Origin of the sequence: Butyricimonas sp. RTP31003st1_G1_RTP31003_210430 (assembly GCF_040920905.1) — a bacterium.
Taxonomy (GTDB): Bacteria; Bacteroidota; Bacteroidia; order Bacteroidales; family Marinifilaceae; genus Butyricimonas; species Butyricimonas paravirosa.
Genome location: NZ_JBCOSQ010000002.1, coordinates 97,610 through 114,892 on the forward strand (window position 1 = coordinate 97,610; position 17,283 = coordinate 114,892).

Here is a 17,283-nt window from a genome sequence, read left to right on the forward strand (position 1 = left end):
GCTTTTTAAATATATATTGAGAATTATCCTGGTTCTTTTTTCTTTGATAGTTCTTGTCATGATTCTTTTATATGTTCCTGCTGTCCAGAATTTTGTGAAAGGGCAGGCGGAGCAGTACGTGAATAATAATTTGGACATGAAACTGTCGGTTGGTCGGATTCTGTTGAAATTTCCACTTGACTTGGCTGTTGAAAATATTTATCTGGGACAGACGGAAAAAGACACGATGCTGTATGCCGATGTGATTCAGGTGAATGTTGCATTGACAAAACTTTTAAAGAAGGAAGTTGAAGTTCGTCGTTTAGTCGTGGAGAATGCAGCGGTTAATTTCGGAGACTCTCTTTCCGGATTGAAAATGAATGTCGTTTTGAAGGAACTGAATCTTCGGGTAGATCGGTTGAATCTGTCCCAACAGGAGGCAGAGATCCCTTTCGTTGCTTTAAAAGGAGGAAAAATCCGGATGAATTTGGGCGATGGGGAGTCTGTGGTTGATACAACCGGGGGAAGTGAGCCGGTTCGCTGGCGTTTTAAGGTTGGAGAGGTAACAATCGATAGCGTTGATTATCAGTTACAGGGGCTGCCTATGGGGGAATTCCATGCTGGGGTGGGAGAGGCTCGACTGCAAGGAATGGATGTCGGTTTGGAAAAACAGACTGTTGAGCTGGAGAAAATCATGTTGGTTCGTGGTTTTTGCGATTTACTGATGGCAGAATCTACTGGGGAGCAAAGTGGAGCAGGGGTGGCGACGGAAGAAAGTATGCCTTGGCAAGTTCGGGTAGGGACGGTCGAGTTGGAGGATAATCGTTTTTTGATGAAACCGATGAGTGTTCCTGTTGATGCGGAGCGGTTTCCGGAAACAATTCGTATATCAGCGCTTTCGTTGAAGGTGGATAGCGTGTTCAATCGGGGAACTGAGGTGGCGGCAATTGTTCAAAATTTACGTTTCAAGGAAGGAAATGGATTAGATTTGAGAGATTTGTCTTGTCGGGTCAGTTTGGAAAGTGAACAGACTACCGTGTCGAATCTGATTTTAAAAACGAGTAATAGTCAATTGAAAATGAATGTTCGGGCGGAATCCGGGATAAGTGATTTCGGCATGGAAACTCCTTTTCAGTTATCGATTGATGGATATATTGCCGGGCGGGATGTGCTATTATTTATGCCGGACTCCAATGATCAGTTAAATAATTGGTTATCGGATAAAGTTTTTTCTTTGTCAGGATTGATAAAGGGTAAGGTCGATCAGTTGAATATTGCTCATTTTGATGTTGGTGCAACGGGAGGTTTTTCTTTGAGGAGTGAGGGGAATGTGGCATTCGTGACAGATATGGAAAAGGTTGCGGGAAAATTAGATATAGCGTTTGTTGTTGATCGGGGAGAGTATTTCGCACCTTTATTGTCAGAGGATGGGGAGGCCGGATTGGTTATTCCGGATCATCTGTCATTAGTGACCGGTGTTAATATTGCGGATCAGACGGCAAAAGTGGATATGGAGTTGAATCCCGGACATGGGATATTACGTGCTGTTGCGGGCTATGGTTGGAAAGAAAATACCTACCGTGCAGAAGTTCATTTGAAAGATTTTGCTTTGGATAAATTCATGCCGAATGATTCGTTGGGGGCGATCACGGCTAATCTTTTGGCATCGGGCCGGGGCCTTGATTGGAAAGAGGCAATGGCGAAAGTGGATTTTGAATTAGCCTCCTTGTATTATAACGGGTACGATTATAAAAATGTCGTTTTGGATGCGGCATTGAAGGATCGGGAGTTAACTGGGGAACTATGGAGTGATAATCAGGAATTGAATTTGGGAATGAAATTCCGGTTATGGGCAGATGAGAACGCGTACAAGATAAATTTGAATGGAGATATTAAAAATGTAGATCTGAAAGGATTACATTTTATGTCGGAAAATATGGCTTTTTCCTTGGGACTGAATGTTGATGCAGAATTGAAGGCGGACAGTACATCGTCTTTACGGGCTAATTTTTCGAATATTGTTTTGCAGGATCTTGTTACTCGTAAGTTGGGAAATCTGGATATTACTTTCTCCGGTCTGCGAAACAAGACGTTGTTGGATGTCAAGGCGGGAGACTTGACCATGAAGTTTGAAGGGGATGGTGGAGGCTACACGTTAGTCGATCGTTTTAGTGCAGCTAGCGGATTGTTGGTTGAGCAGATTGAGAAACATGATTTTAACATGGTGAGATTGAACGAACTGTTACCTGATTTTCGGTTAACCATAGATGCCAAGCAAGAAAATTTATTGAATGGTTACCTGAAAAGTAACGGAATTCGTTTTGAACGAATGGCTATAGATTTAGGGACAGATGTTTCCCATGATTTCGGGTTAAGTTCGAAGGTTTATGGATTGAATATCGAGGGAATCGTTCTGGATAGTGTGTTGATGTATGCAAAGCAGAAGGATGTGGCTTTACGCTATGGTGTGGATGTTTTCGGGGCTAAAGATCAATTGGAAGGATTGGCCCAACTGACCGTGGAAGGAAACGTGGAGTATGATCAGATAAACGTGAGAATACGTGAACACGCGAACGAGGAAGGGGAAATATTCAATATCGGGGCTAATATTGCTTTGCAGGATAGTGCTTTTAGCGTGAGTATTTCTCCCGATCCTCTTATCTTGGGGTATGTTTCATGGCAGATAAACCGGGGCAATTTTATTCGTTTGAAACAAGGGGAAATTCCGGCAGCTAACTTACAATTGCTGAATGGAGACAAGCGGATTCGTTTGATTTCGGAAGAAGGTGCAGATCACAAACCGGCCTCCTTGATTGTAGATATTAAAGGTGTTGATTTGGGCGGTTTGTCTAAAGCGCTGTCATTTATCCCGGATATATCCGGTTTGCTAGGGATTGATGTGCAGATGTATAGCAAAAATAACGTGATTGATGTTAACGGGACGGTCAATGTGGATGAATTTTATTACGGGAAAGAGCGTGTGGGAGATTTGGGATTAGGTATTAAATATCGATTGTCGCAACAGACAGAGCATGACGTGGATTTTTCCTTGTCGGTGGATGGGGTAAAGGCGCTTTTGACCAAAGGTAGATTAATGACAGGGGTTGAAGATAAAAATATTGCATTGGATATAGACATCCCTAAATTCCCTTTGCGGGTTACGGGAGCCTTTACTCCTCCGGGTATAATGAAATTGGATGGAGACATGATCGGGGCTTTTCAGGTGAAGGGACAAATGGATCAACCATTGATAAATGGAGATTTGCGTTTCAAGGACGGAACCATAGAAGCTTTGATGATCGGGACTATTTTTAAGATAGATTCTTCGGCTATCGTGATTCATGATAATCTTTTGGATTTTAATCATTTCGGGTTGATTGCTCCTAATAAACAGCGATTAGAACTATTGGGGACGGTTGATTTCGCATCCTTCTCGGCCATAAAGATGGATGCCTCTGTTCAAGCGAAGAATTTCCAAGCCATGAAGGTGAAAGAAAATACGGAGACCATGGTTTACGGGAAAGTGTTTGTTGATCTCTCTGCAACCTTGAAAGGAATGCTGGATAATCTGAAGGTCAGAGGAAATATTAACTTGTTGGATAATAGTGAAGTCTATTACACGTTGAAATCTTCGCCTTTGGAATTGACGGACCGGAGTGCGGATGTTGTACGTTTCGTTTCGTTCAGCGACACGACTCAATTGGCTGCGGCCGATGAGTTGCAGCAGGTTAGTTCCGTGAATCTGGATTTGCTCATGTCCGTGAATATCGCACCGTTAGTTGGGTTGAATGTGTTGCTGTCGTCGAATGGGCAGAACCGGGTAGCAATAAATGGCGGGGGAAATCTGACTTATACATTGAATCCGGTGGGAGAGACCCGCCTCGTGGGAAGATACGTTCTGACGAGTGGAATCGTTTCTTACGGTCTGCCGGTGATCGGGCAGAAGGATTTCAAGATACAAGACGGTAGTTTCGTGGAATGGACCGGGGACCTGGCTAACCCGACCTTGAATATAACGGCCGCGGAGACAATTTCGGCTAGCGTGACGGATGATAGCCAGAAATCCCGCCTAGTGACGTTCAATGCCATGATCAAGATTTCAAACACGTTGGAGAAGCTGGACATCACGTTTGATCTTGCTGCGGAAGGGGATATAACGATACAGAACCAATTGGCAGCGATGACTGCCGAGGAGCGTTCAAAGGAGGCGATGAACATGATGATTTACGGAACTTATTCCGGGCCGGGGACGGTGGCAAAGTCCAATGCCTCTGATAATGCCCTGAATAATTTCGTGGAAAACGAATTGAATCAATGGTCTCGGAAACATTTGAAGAACATGGATCTGACGTTTGGTATTAATACCTATAATCAAGTGTCAGAGGCAGGAGAATCCAAGAAAACGGATTATTCTTATCAATTTTCGAAACGACTGTTTAATAATAAGGTACGGGTGAAAGTCGGGGGGCGAATCTCCACGGATAATGACCCCGCGGCCGGGGGAGTAGAGGAGAATCTTGTGGATGACATTGCCATCGAGTACGTGTTTGGAAAGAATCCGAACTTTTTTCTGAAGATATTCCGGCACACGGGCTACGAGAGCGTCTTGGAGGGAGAAGTGACACAAACCGGTATCGGTGTGGTATTAAGAAAAAATTTCCAAAAATTCATGGATATATTCCGCCGTAAAAAGAAAGTACAAGTAGAATCCAAAATAGAACCGATAGAAAATGAAAAGTCTGGGAAATAGTTTATTTGTTATTATAGTATTCATGCTATTGGTTAGCTCTTGTTCTCAGACGAAGAGGTTGACCGAAGGCGAGGTGTTATACACCGGGGTGAAAAAGATGAATATAGAGACTGCCAAAGGGGTAAAGTTGGAGGGACCGAAAAGTTCGGCTATTTCCGGGCCGTTAGGTTTCCCGCCTAATAACCCGTTGTATGCTCCTTACATACGTTCCCCGTTTCCGGTTGGGTTGTGGGTGTATAATTGGAACGTGAAAAAAGAGAAGGGATTAAAACATTGGTTATACAAAAAATTGGCCAAGAAACCCGTGTTAATCTCTGATGTACAACCGGAACTACGTTTGAAAGTGGTGGAGAATGCTGCCAGTGAATACGGTTATTTCGGGGTGAAATCCAGCTACGAGATTATTCCGAACAAACGGAATCCCAAGAAAGCGAAAATCAGTTATAATGTTTACGTGCCGGAAGCTTACTTGCTGGGAACTGTTGAATTTTGGGGCTGGACGGGGAGAATGGATAGTCTGATACAGAGAACGCAACGGGGTTGCTTGCTAAAATCCGGGGCAGAGTATAATTTGTACACGATGGAAGATGAGCGAACCCGGATAACTAAAATGTTCCGGAATAGTGGGTATTATTATTTCCAATCGGATTATATCGAATTTTTGGTCGACACGACACGGGAAAGGCGGGTCGCAGATGTTCGTATTGCTTTGAAACATGGTATCCCGGCGGTAGCCTTGCAACCGTACAAGGTGGGAAACGTGGAACTTGTACTGGAAAATTCCGATCAGTCAGAAACTCAAGATACCTTGTCTTATAAGGGGATAGAGGTGAAATATACGAAACCGTTGGACGTGAAGCCCAAGGTTCTCGCTCGTTCCATGCATTTACTTCCCGGAGACACTTATTCGTTCTGGCGACAAAATCGAACGCAAACGAGTCTGGCCCGGCTTGGAATTTTTAAATATACCAACCTGAACGTGACCCGGGCGGATAGCGTGAAAAAGTCCGGTTTCGGAAGTCTAGACTTTAGTATTAATGCCGTGTACGACTTACCGATAGAGACGGAAATAGAAGTAGATGTTTCCTCTAAATCCAATAATTTGCTCGGGCCTGGTTTGTCGTTGGGAATAACGAATAAGAATTTATTCCGGGGCGGGGAGAACTTGACCTTTAAGTTGAATGGGGCTTACGAGTGGGAAGTTGGGGATAAAAAGACAAATTCAAATTCCGGGTTAATCAATTCTTACGAGTTAGGAGTGAACGTCGGTTTGTCATTGCCTCGCTTGCTGGTACCTAACTTCCTAAAAAGTAGCAAGGATTTTGCCGAACGTACGAATTTCCAAATAGGAGTAGATTTTTTGAATCGCCATACTTTTTTCCGGATGCTTTCTTTCACGGGATCTCTCAGTTATGATTTTCAAAGCTCGTGGCGAGTGTATCATACGATAACACCTTTGAAGATCACGTACACCCATTTGTTGCAGACTTCGAAAGAGTTTGATGAAACGATGGAGAATAACCCGGCGATAGCGATGAGTTTCAAGAATCAGTTGATACCTTCCATGTCCTATTCGTACACTTATGACAGGGCGGCAACAAGACGGAATCCCAATCGATTGTACTGGCAGAATACGATTATGTCAGCAGGTAACATTCTTTCCGCCGTACAATATATCACGGGAAATCATCAGGGGCAAAACAAAAAATTGTTCGGTAATATCTACTCGCAATTCTTGAAATTAACCTCTGAAGTAATCGTGTACCGTAAAATAACGGAAACCTCTCTTCTGGCAACCCGCTTTATGGGGGGCATCGGTTGTGCTTACGGGAATTCCCGGGTGATGCCGTATAGCGAGCAATTTTATATCGGGGGAGCGAATAGTATCCGGGCGTTCACGATCCGGTCAATAGGCCCCGGTAGCTATCATCAGGAAAGCGATAACAAAACGGCTTATCTGGATCAGACGGGAGATATTAAATTGGAAGGGAACGTGGAACTTCGTTTCAAAATCATGTATCAACTGAATGGGGCTATCTTTTTAGATGCCGGTAACGTGTGGTTGTTGCGGAATGACCCGAAACGTCCGGGCGGAGAGTTTAAGTTAGCAGGTTTGTTAAAAGAGATTGCTTTGGGAACAGGTTTCGGCTTGCGTTATGACTTTGGTTTTATCGTACTCCGGGGTGATCTGGGAATTGCTTTGCATACTCCTTACAAGAATCCGGATAAGTCGGGATATTATAATATCCCCAAGTTCAAGGATGGTTTAAGGTTCCACTTGGCGATCGGTTACCCGTTCTAAAGAAAAATATTGGCGTGAGATGACTTGAATTGTCATACTTTTATCGGCTTGATATTTCCTTTCGTACCCTTCCTTTTGTTGATTATATTTTGAATGAAGTGAGAGTTAAGGGGGAGTTAAGTTATCAAGTAAGAGGGATTGACGTGTCCCCTAGGTTTTAAACCCGTTTAGCAACTGGCTTTGCTGTTTAGATAGAATATTTGTGAGATATTTGGAGTGGCCTATTTCCCCGTTACTTCCCCTTTATTTTGTTCCGGGTTTAAAATAAAAGAGCGTGCCATGCGGACACGCTCTTTTGGTGTGATTTCTTTTTCTAAAATTTTCCTGACAATTAGAATGCAAACATTACTCGTAATTGCAGTTGATGAAAATTCTCGTCATCCGGGAAATATACGTTACTCAAGTTAGCATATTGATATTCTCCCATGATTTTAATGTATTGATTGAAAGAATAATTCAATCCAAGTGTTACCGAGTGCATGGTACCCCCGTCAATACTAGAGGAATAGGGGTAGTCTACAACTTTTCCGTTCGGGTAGAACTTGTGATTACCAATCAAGAAAATGTCCCCGTCAGTAATATCTGTTAAGTTCGTGCAAGAGTAGCGAGCTACGAGTTCCAAGCCGCCTTTGTCCCCCATGCCTTTTAATAAACCGTATTCGTCATCGTAGGTATAAGCTTTACCGCAAAGCAGGTAACCGAATTCCACGTAACCACCGTTCATGATCGTGGGACGTAATTTGTTTCCACTTCTCCATCCTTCAACATTTGTCCAACTTTGTTGGCCACCTAATTGACTTTCAAACAAGGTTTGATCATCACGGTCTTTCCATACTTTTTTCCAGATGAATTCTCCGCGAGCAAATACACGGTCGCTCTTGAATAAGAATTCGGGACTGATGGTGAAGGCATCTTTTGCCCAAGGAAGGTCACAACTTAAAAATTTAGTAGTTTCATCCACGTAAGTTTGCATATTGGCTGCCACGTGCATGTTCGTTTTATAAACGCCATCTTGGTAAACCTCTCCACCGTTAATTCTTTGGTAACGTAATCCTGTACCGAATTGTAAGGTGATGTTGTTATCGTTGATGGGTTTCCATAACCAACGTCCACTTAAGCTGAATCCCTGGTACCCCTCTTCTTGCTCGTTGTATTTCAGTTGAGAGAAAATACCTTGATCGGCAAAGAAATGTCTGTTGAAGAATTTGTAAGTAGCTCCCAGTGATCGGCCCGGATCCAATGCTTGGGAAACTGACGGACGGCTGATAAAGTGATAGTTATATGAACTAGTCATCATGCTCATACTTGACGGCTCGTTATAATAACCGGCTTTTACCAAGTGAATACCTTTTAAACTTTCTTTGAAGGTATATTGTGCGAATAGGTTTTTTTGGCTGAACTCGCCATTCCCGAAACCGAAGTCCGCGTAGATAAACAATTTCCCGTAAGTTAAAGAGGCATGAATACGAGCGTCCGTGATGGCAGCACCGGATTTCATCGGGGTCCATTCCGTGTGATAATAAGCTACGTCTGCAAACATACGACCACCGATGCTTGCTTTAAGATCGTTTTCTTTATTGACATATTTCAATAAAGGATTTACATCTTCTTGGGCTTTCACTGCAGTGGTAGATAACATTGCGGCTACCATCATGGCAGGTAATAATATGTATTTTTTCATTACAATAATCGATTAAAAATTATTTTTCGTAACCTAAATTATCCAGTACCTCGCGAGCATCAGGAATTTCTGTTGGTGCAGGAGATTTTCTGTAACCAAAGTCAACCATGTATTGAAGACTCATATCCGTGTGGTTCGTGAAGAATGCATCCAAGTAAGGAGCTTCGTAGCGGGAACCACCATCACTACCCCAGTTGTATTGGCCGAAATATTTAGCCATTTGGTCATAAGTATCGAATGAATACGGGTGGTTCTTCATTTTTGCACGGTGAATCAAGTTGTGTTGCCACGGATAATTTAATTCAGGATAATTGTTCGGGGCTCCGGCAATGCAGGGTCCAATGAAATGTGCTTTGTATTTTACTGCCAAGTTGATGAAAGAGGCATATCCTTGAGGATCATCGTAAGTTAAGTCTGTCGCTCCGGTTCCTTTCCATAACAAGAAACACATCGGAACTTGACCATCAAATAGGTCGCATACGCGAGTTAAACTTTGTAACGAGAAAGTTTGAAGAATAACTTTTCCATTCGTGTTACCAACGTTGATTTTACCGTCTTTGTAGAAAGGATTGCTTTCAGGTTCTTCACCTCCGGCGATAATGTTCATGTTAAGCTTTTCAGCGAATCCGGTTACATTTTCCATTTTTAACTCGTTGTATACCATTTGTTCAAAGTTAGATGGATTTAACCACGGCTCTTTGAATTCGATATAAATTCCGGGGATGTTTCCACTCGTGCCGAGATCATCTTTAACATAGCCGAATCCATAACGAACAACTTTATCTTTTACACCGAAGTTTACCGGATTACTGAATTCTTCATTCGTTGCAACCATCGTTTTTACGACTCTTTCATTTTGGTAAGCATTTCCCCAGATATTTACATGACCCGTGGGTTGTGGGGCATCTTGAGCATATCTTTCCAATTTGAATCCTTTGGAATACATGATCAAGTCCTGAAGAGTAGAGATGTATTGATGATTTCTAGAAAATCCTGTACGGGCTTGTTCTTGACTAACAGCATCTTGATTGAACCAAGTTCCTGCATCCAAAAGCATCAATTCATAGTAAGTATAAGAACAGGGATAGTTGGGAACGAATGCTTTTTTATCCGCGTCAATCAACGAATCGATCTTTTGTGCGCTGTAACCTAAAAGGTCATAATATTCCCTTCTTGTTTTTTCCGGGAATCTTTCACCAAAAACATCTTCAATATTTGTGGTACGTTTTAAGTCCGTGTCATGCAAGGCTAGAATAACACCATCTTTAGAAACTTGTAAGTCTGCCTCCAGATAATCGGCGCCCATTTCACGAGCCCAACGGTAAGCTGCTTCGGTTTCTTCCGGAGTCCAGTACGTGGAACCACGGTGAGCTACTACTGCATACTGGGGAACGTAATCCCGCACTTTTTGTAATTCTGTTGATAGGGTGTCTACATGTACACGCTCAGAGTCAACAAACGTGTCGTTAAATTTCTGATTTTCGCATGACATGAAAGCCAAGGCTATGCTACATGCCATTGCAATTCTCCATGATTTATTAACCATAATTTATTAAATTTGAATTATTTGGTATTCATTATTTTCTATTTTGCACCAGGTATTGTTCCTCCTTGTAAGTAAAGCCGACGAAGACGATCGACAAGGCGCAAGCGATCAGTAACAGCACGAACGTCCCGTCCCATCCGAATGAACTTTCCGCCACGTATCCCATCACCACGTTCGCCAGGATAGCCGTCCCGAAGAAGTACCCGAAGAACCCGGTCAACCCGGCCGATGTCCCGGCCGCGTTCTTGGGAGCCAGGTCAAGCGCCTGCACCCCGATAAGCATCACCGGGCCGTAGATGAAGAAACCGATGGCGATCAAGGATAGCGTGACAATCATGTAGTTATCCGAGAACTGCCAGTAAAGGAAGATAAACAAGGCCACCAGGGCCATGAATATGATCGTCGTGATGGCGCGGCGTCCCTTGAACACCACGTCACTCAACCACCCGCAAACAAGCGTGCCCGGGATGGCGGCGAACTCGTAGGCGAAATAAGCCCAGCCGGCCTCTTTAATATCGTACCCTTGCGCCTCCTTCAAGTAGGTCGGGGCCCAGTCCAGGCAACCGTAACGAACCATGTAAACGAAGGCGTTAGCGATGGCGATAAACCACAACATCTTGTTATTCAGCACGTACTTGAAGAAAATCTCTCTCGTGGTGAGGACCTCTTCCTGTTTCTCGCTGTAATTCTTGGGGTAATCGTTCCGCCATTTCTCTATCGTCGGTAACCCGCAGGACTGCGGGGTGTCACGAATCAACACGTACGCCAGCAAGGCCACGAACAGGGCCACCGCCGCCGGGAAAATATAGGTACCAATGATAAAGTACTTTGAACTGTCCACCCCGTAGAACCACGACCCGAACCACATGGCCCCGTACACGGCCATCGGGCCCACGAGAGCGCCACCCACGTTATGGGCGCAATTCCAGATAGACATTTTCGTACCGCGCTCCTTCACGGAGAACCAGTGAGTCATCACGCGGCCGCAGGGAGGCCATCCCATCCCGTTAAACCACCCGACCAGGAAGTTCAACACCGCCATGATCACGATGGAAGTCGTGCTTGCCCCGAACAGCTCGATCGGCACGGCCATGAACATCATGGACAAGGCCGCCAGTACCAACCCCAGGGGAAGGAACACCCGCGCGTTGCTGCGATCCGAGACGCTCCCCATCAAGAACTTCGACAGGGCGTAGGCCACCGCGTTCAACGACAACACGATACTCAGCGATCCCTTGTCGAACCCGTAAGGTCCGGCGGGGTCTGTTAGAAACGGCATCGCCATCGAGAAGTTCTTCCGCACGATGTAATAGCCGGCGTAACCGATGAAGATGCCGACGAAAACCTGCCAACGCAGGCTCTTGTAAGTCGAGTCGATCTTACCTTCCGGTAATAAATCCTTGTGAGGTGCTGGTTTTAAAAAATTCCACATGTTATTAGATTTTTATTGTAAAAACCATTTACAACCACCTAATAACTTAAATACAAGTATGTTAATAAAATTCGATTGATAAAGAGGTAATGCCTTAGTAGCTATTCTAACTTGTATTTTGTATCATAAAAAGGATGGATAAAACCTCAAAAATTTATTCATCCTTTTTGTTGTTCACGACAAGCCTAGATTGTCGCTGTTAGTTGTTTTTCTAATCCAGCTAATTTCTGTGAAAGAAGTTCCATGTCCCTGCTCACCTTCTCGTTCGTTATCTTTGCATAAATCTGCGTGGTTTTTATATTTGTGTGGCCTAGAATTCGACTTACGGTTTCAATGGGCATACCTTTCGCCAATGTAAGCGAAGTTGAAAAGGTGTGGCGTCCCACGTGGAAAGTAAGTTTAATCTTGAATCCGCATTGTTTACCGATGTTTTTCAATATATTATTACATGACCAGTTACTTGGAACGGCAAATAAACGATCATCCCCGGTTTTGCCTTCATATTTTGCAATTATTCGTTTGGGCACATCCAATAGTCGGATATTCGAATCGACATTTGTTTTCTGCCTACGCGTGATGATCCATAAATGGCCATCCAAAAATGTTTGCAGGTTATTCTTAGTTAAATTTTTAATATCGGAATAAGCTAATCCCGTAAATGCCGCAAAAACAAATAGATCACGTACAAGCTCATAGGATTTATTTTTCATGGGGGCTTTCATTAACAATTGTAATTCCTCTTCCGAAAGAAAACCTCTATCCACTTGTTCAGGACTAATCATATAACCTGCAAATGGATTAACAACAAGCAAACCTTCATTTCGTGCAACGGAGATAATATGCTTTACTCCGATCATATACAACCAAATTGTATTTGTACAACACCCCCGGACCGTACGTAAAAAATGCTCGAAACCGTTAATAAAAGAGAGATTTAATTCCTTTAATGATATATCTTCACGATTATATTCTTTCAGAATGTAAGCTTGCATTAGTTTATAAAGATTACAATATTTTTTGTACGTATTCAAGGTTCGACCGTTACCTACCTTACGAGCAAATAATTCATTATGCCAAGCGAACAACTTGAGAAACATGTCTTGCTTTATACCAATTCCCAAATAAGCATTTTTTACTTGTTCTGCTGTAACACCTCCACCCGCTTGTATGATTTCTTGATAACGATTGTTTATTGTTACCCGAATTTGTTCCAACTGCCGGTTTATATCTTTCGCTTTCTCACTTTTTCCCATGGCTTTCCCTGCCTTACTATCCCATAATTCAGGGGGAACACTCATTTTAAGACTGAATTGAACAATTCCCTTGTTTATAGTTATCCTTCCCATTAATGGTAGGCTGTTATCACTTTTGGGAACGTTACGCTTGACGTAAAATAACAACTTGAATGTACTACGCATAATTCTTAATTTTTTTATAATTGATAAGAAGTTGAAATAAAGTAAACACTTCCCATTTGACAAATTTTAGATATAATGAAGTTTACTCTTGCATCATTTATCATTCAAGAGTACATATAAAAAAGCAATTCTTTCATCTCTAAAAAGTAAAACTTAAAGTACAAGAATTGTTTAAAGTATATTTGCAGCTTGCTAAATCAAGGTAACGGATAAGTAACTGAACAAACTCTTTATTATATTTCAATATTTGAAAGGAAACAAAAATGCAATCTCTATATTTCATCTTGCAAAGATAAATTACAGGGAGTTTATATAATCCAATATTGTATGACGCTTAAAGCTTTTCAAACAATTTTTCCAACAAGATAGTCAACTTTCCTAACAAGACTTCATTCATTGTCATTAACTTTCTGACTTCTTCATCTCTAGCTTGTAATGAGGACGCCTGTTTGTCTACAATTTCTACAAGATGGCGAACCGTGAGTTCGTCGTTATCCCGTACAGAAAGATCTCCAGAAGTTTCCGTCATTGCTGCATTACCCTTACGATATTTGTCACCTTCACCTGTTAGAAGCCATCTTCGATTTACTCCCAATAAACGACTCATCACTTCCAACTTTGTGGTGTCTGGTTTTGTTTTATTCTTTAAGTAGTTGGAAATCGTTGTTGCAGACATATGTAAAGCTTTCGCTACTTTATATTTTGTGTACCCCTGCTCGTCCATTACCTTTTGTAATCTTTCTGAAAATGACATATCGTGTTATTTAGAATTACTATAAATTATGTTACTTTGTCGAAAATAATCCAACATAAATTTGTTTTCATCCAAATTTGTATTACCTTCGTACATCGTTTGTTACAAATATAGCGATTATTGGTGAAATCCCCAAGCAATTGGGGTATGTTAATCGGTTGGTGATGTGAGGAGACAAAGCATTTTCCCGTTATGCTTTTGTCTCCTCTTTGTATTTCTCAGGTATACCTAATTTATTATACACAAAATTCATATACTATATTTATAGTAACAATTCTTCGCATAACTACCTCACATATATTTCTATAACACAAAGAATTAAATAATAACCACATCCTTCGGTTTTCTTAATATGGAATTCAGAATCTATTGAAACAAGATCTGCACATGTTTCTTTTTCTAGATTATTTTATTTCAATCGAAACTAAAATACTTTTCTTTTGTTTCGATTCTAGTAAAAAAGTTGCTTTTTAATTTTGATATATTTCGTTTTATTCATTTCTTTGTAGTGAAAAATAAAATTTCATACACATGAAGCAGAACGAAACTACACAATCGTTTGATGTGATAATCATCGGAGGTGGCGCTACCGGCGCCGGAACTGCCAGAGATTGCTCTCGCAGGGGTATAAAGACACTTCTATTGGAAAGATTCGACATCTCTACCGGTGCTACGGGGAGAAATCACGGTTTATTGCATAGTGGAGCCCGTTACGCCGTGACTGACAAAGAGTCCGCAGAAGAATGTATCAAAGAGAATATGACGCTCCGCAAAATTGCCAGTCATTGTGTAGAAGAAACAGATGGTTTATTCCTCAGTTTACCCGAGGATGATCTCAGCTATCAGGCCAAATTTGTCGAGGCATGTAAGCAGGCGGGAATTCGTGCGGACATCATCGACCCGAAAGAAGCATTACGTCTAGAACCATCTGCAAACCGGGATATTATCGGGGCGGTAAGAGTACCGGATGGCGCCGTGGACCCGTTTCGCCTGACGGCATCCAATGTGATGGACGCCAAACTGCATGGAGCAACGATACTCACATACCAAGAAGTCATCGAGATCATACGAGAACAAAATCGGGTGATTGGAGTAAAAGTTCTAGATCATAAAACAAACGAAATCAAATCCTATTATGCTACTATTGTTGTCAATGCCGGAGGGATCTGGGGACATAATATAGCAAAACTTGTGGATATTAATATAAATATGCTGCCTTCGAAAGGAGCATTACTGATTTTTGGACACCGAGTAAACAACATCGTCTTGAACAGGTGTCGCAAGCCAGCCGATGCTGACATTCTTGTTCCGGGCGACACGATCTGCCTCATTGGAACAACATCTAGTAAAGTACCTTTTGAAGAAATTGATCACATGAAAGTAACCCCGGAAGAGGTTGACGTGCTGTTACGAGAAGGGGAAAAGATGGCACCCATTCTGGCTCAAACTCGTATATTAAGAGCATATGCCGGAGTGCGCCCGCTAGTTGCGTCTGACAACGATCCAAGCGGCCGAAGTGTAAGTCGGGGAATCGTGCTCTTGGATCATGCAACCCGTGACGGGTTGGAAGGATTTATCACAATCACGGGGGGAAAATTAATGACCTACCGGTTGATGGCCGAGTGGACAACAGATTTGATATGTAAAAAACTCAACCTTTCAGCCATTTGTACGACAGCCACGGAAAAGCTTCCTGGTTCAAGGGAGAGCATAGAAGAAATTAGCAAAAAAATTATATCCGTACCTCTTACGCAACGCAATTCGACTATTTACAGGCATGGGGATATGGCCGATCGTTTTTCTGAAAACACGCCATTAGACAATAGCTTGATATGTGAATGTGAAGAGGTTTCTGTTGGCGAGGCAAAATACGCCTTAAACGAGCTGGATGTAAACAATCTGGTTGACTTGAGACGAAGAACTCGCGTTGGCATGGGAACCTGCCAAGGAGAACTTTGTGCGTGTCGTGCCGCCGGTTTAATGAGCGATATGAATAAAGTATGCACGAATAGAGCCAAAGCAGATCTTGCTTCTTTCTTGAACGAAAGATGGAAAGGGATGTCGCCCATTGCCTGGGGAGACACGTTACGCGAGAGTGAGTATACGGCCTGGATTTATGAAGGCGTTTGTGGTTTAACATCATCATCTAAGAAATAACATGAAATTCGATACAATCATCATCGGTGGTGGCTTATCCGGCTTAATCAGTGGAATTTATTTGTCCCAACGGGGGCAGCGATGTGTTATCATATCATCGGGACAAAGTGCTTTGCATTTTTCTTCCGGTTCATTTGATTTGTTAAATAATTTACCCGATGGGACAAGCGTCCAAAAGCCATTGGATGCGATAAGCGAACTTGTCAAACAAGCTCCCACGCATCCTTATGCCAAGCTTGGCGAAACCAAGTTTAAGGAATTAGCCCAACAAGCGGAAGAGTTTTTTAAAAATGCAGGAATTTCGACCCAAGGGGATCACGAAGAGAATCATTATCGAGTGACTCCAATGGGGACATTGAAGCCCACCTGGCTCACGCTTAAAAATTTATTAATAAGCGAAAACGAAAAATGTTTACCAATCCAGCATCCGGGCATCTTTAACATCACGGGATTCCTTGATTTTTACACGCGATTCATCGCGGATGAATTCCTAAAAATGGGAGCCAAATGCAGTATTCATTCTATCAATTTCCCGGCTCTTGAAAATTTGCGCAAGAATCCGACAGAGATGCGCTCCGTTAATATTGCCCGGGTATTTGACAAGCAGGAAAATATAGAAGAATTAGCCCGAATACTAAAAGCGGAAAGCGGAGATTGTGATTCAATTATTTTACCCGCGATCACGGGGTTGAATCGGGAAGATGTGGTAGATTACTTGCGAAAAGAAATCAACAAGCCAATCTATCTCTTGCCAACTCTTCCTCCTTCCGTTCCTGGTATACATACACAACAAAAACTTCGTTCTGTTTTCCAGCAAAATGGAGGAGTTTTCATGCTGGGAGATAATGTTTTACGCGCAGACATAAAAGGAAACAGGATTTCACAGATTTACTCTTTCAATCATGGGGACATTCCTTTCGTTGGACAAAATTTTATTCTTGCCACGGGAAGTTATTTCAGCCAAGGATTGATTGCCAGTACAGAAAAAATATACGAACCAATTTTTGATCTCGATGTAACATTTACCCCGAATAGGACACAATGGTATAACAGCGACGTGTTTGACACACAACCTTATCAATCTTTCGGGATCAAAACCGACAGCACGTTCCGTTGTACCCGAGAAGGCAAACTCTTTGAGAATCTTTATGCAGCCGGGGCAATCCTTGAGGGATTCAATCCTTTGAAAGAGGGATGCGGGGCTGGAGTTTCCATTTTGAGTGCCATGTATATAGCAGAACAGATTTTAAGTAAATAAAGAAGC

At 42.4% G+C, this 17,283-nt stretch carries 9 protein-coding genes; 4 read left to right on the forward strand and 5 right to left on the reverse strand.

Annotated features, from left to right (window positions below; all coding sequences use genetic code 11):
- The first annotated feature begins 58 nt into the window (after positions 1 to 58).
- Together AB5542_RS01175 and AB5542_RS01180 are read left to right on the forward strand one after the other, a co-directional pair.
- Positions 59 to 4,729, forward strand: coding sequence for a translocation/assembly module TamB domain-containing protein (locus tag AB5542_RS01175; RefSeq protein WP_279040679.1), 4,671 nt, complete (start codon positions 59 to 61; stop codon positions 4,727 to 4,729).
- On the forward strand, positions 4,710 to 7,031 hold the full coding sequence (locus AB5542_RS01180; protein WP_279040681.1) for a BamA/TamA family outer membrane protein: 2,322 nt from the start codon (positions 4,710 to 4,712) through the stop codon (positions 7,029 to 7,031). Before AB5542_RS01175 ends, AB5542_RS01180 begins: the two co-directional genes overlap by 20 nt.
- Positions 7,032 to 7,362: 331 nt before the next feature.
- Here AB5542_RS01180 and AB5542_RS01185 read toward each other — a convergent pair whose 3' ends face one another.
- The 5 genes from AB5542_RS01185 to AB5542_RS01205 all read right to left on the reverse strand — a co-directional run bounded on the left by AB5542_RS01185 (position 7,363) and on the right by AB5542_RS01205 (position 13,862).
- The gene (locus tag AB5542_RS01185; RefSeq protein WP_027201626.1) at positions 7,363 to 8,712 is read right to left on the reverse strand and encodes a porin; all 1,350 of its coding nucleotides are present in this window, start codon (positions 8,710 to 8,712) and stop codon (positions 7,363 to 7,365) included.
- A gap of 19 nt (positions 8,713 to 8,731) precedes the next feature.
- On the reverse strand, positions 8,732 to 10,258 hold the full coding sequence (locus tag AB5542_RS01190; protein ID WP_087421610.1) for a glycerophosphodiester phosphodiesterase family protein: 1,527 nt from the start codon (positions 10,256 to 10,258) through the stop codon (positions 8,732 to 8,734).
- Between the two features lie 31 nt (positions 10,259 to 10,289).
- On the reverse strand, positions 10,290 to 11,690 hold the full coding sequence (gene pgtP, locus AB5542_RS01195) for a phosphoglycerate transporter protein PgtP (RefSeq protein ID WP_087421611.1): 1,401 nt from the start codon (positions 11,688 to 11,690) through the stop codon (positions 10,290 to 10,292).
- 185 nt (positions 11,691 to 11,875) lie between these two features.
- Positions 11,876 to 13,108: a site-specific integrase gene (locus tag AB5542_RS01200; protein WP_118305833.1), complete on the reverse strand. Its 1,233-nt coding sequence runs from the start codon at positions 13,106 to 13,108 to the stop codon at positions 11,876 to 11,878.
- A gap of 334 nt (positions 13,109 to 13,442) precedes the next feature.
- Positions 13,443 to 13,862 (reverse strand): helix-turn-helix domain-containing protein, encoded by a 420-nt coding sequence (locus AB5542_RS01205; RefSeq protein WP_118305834.1) that lies wholly within the window; start codon positions 13,860 to 13,862, stop codon positions 13,443 to 13,445.
- A 531-nt stretch (positions 13,863 to 14,393) separates the two neighbouring features.
- Between AB5542_RS01205 and glpA the strand changes: the two genes are divergently transcribed.
- Complete coding sequence (gene glpA / locus AB5542_RS01210; RefSeq protein ID WP_118305835.1) at positions 14,394 to 16,019, forward strand: anaerobic glycerol-3-phosphate dehydrogenase subunit A; 1,626 nt, start codon at positions 14,394 to 14,396, stop codon at positions 16,017 to 16,019.
- Between the two features lies 1 nt (position 16,020).
- On the forward strand, positions 16,021 to 17,277 hold the full coding sequence (glpB, locus tag AB5542_RS01215) for a glycerol-3-phosphate dehydrogenase subunit GlpB (RefSeq protein WP_118305836.1): 1,257 nt from the start codon (positions 16,021 to 16,023) through the stop codon (positions 17,275 to 17,277).
- Positions 17,278 to 17,283 lie beyond the last annotated feature (6 nt).

Coding starts and splice junctions, on each gene's coding strand:
- AB5542_RS01175 (WP_279040679.1), top strand. CDS start 59: ATGATTCTTTTATATGTTCCTGCTGTCCAGAATTTTGTGAAAGGGCAG.
- AB5542_RS01180 (WP_279040681.1), top strand. CDS start 4,710: ATGAAAAGTCTGGGAAATAGTTTATTTGTTATTATAGTATTCATGCTA.
- AB5542_RS01185 (WP_027201626.1), bottom strand. CDS start 8,712: ATGAAAAAATACATATTATTACCTGCCATGATGGTAGCCGCAATGTTA.
- AB5542_RS01190 (WP_087421610.1), bottom strand. CDS start 10,258: ATGGTTAATAAATCATGGAGAATTGCAATGGCATGTAGCATAGCCTTG.
- pgtP (WP_087421611.1), bottom strand. CDS start 11,690: ATGTGGAATTTTTTAAAACCAGCACCTCACAAGGATTTATTACCGGAA.
- AB5542_RS01200 (WP_118305833.1), bottom strand. CDS start 13,108: ATGCGTAGTACATTCAAGTTGTTATTTTACGTCAAGCGTAACGTTCCC.
- AB5542_RS01205 (WP_118305834.1), bottom strand. CDS start 13,862: ATGTCATTTTCAGAAAGATTACAAAAGGTAATGGACGAGCAGGGGTAC.
- glpA (WP_118305835.1), top strand. CDS start 14,394: ATGAAGCAGAACGAAACTACACAATCGTTTGATGTGATAATCATCGGA.
- glpB (WP_118305836.1), top strand. CDS start 16,021: ATGAAATTCGATACAATCATCATCGGTGGTGGCTTATCCGGCTTAATC.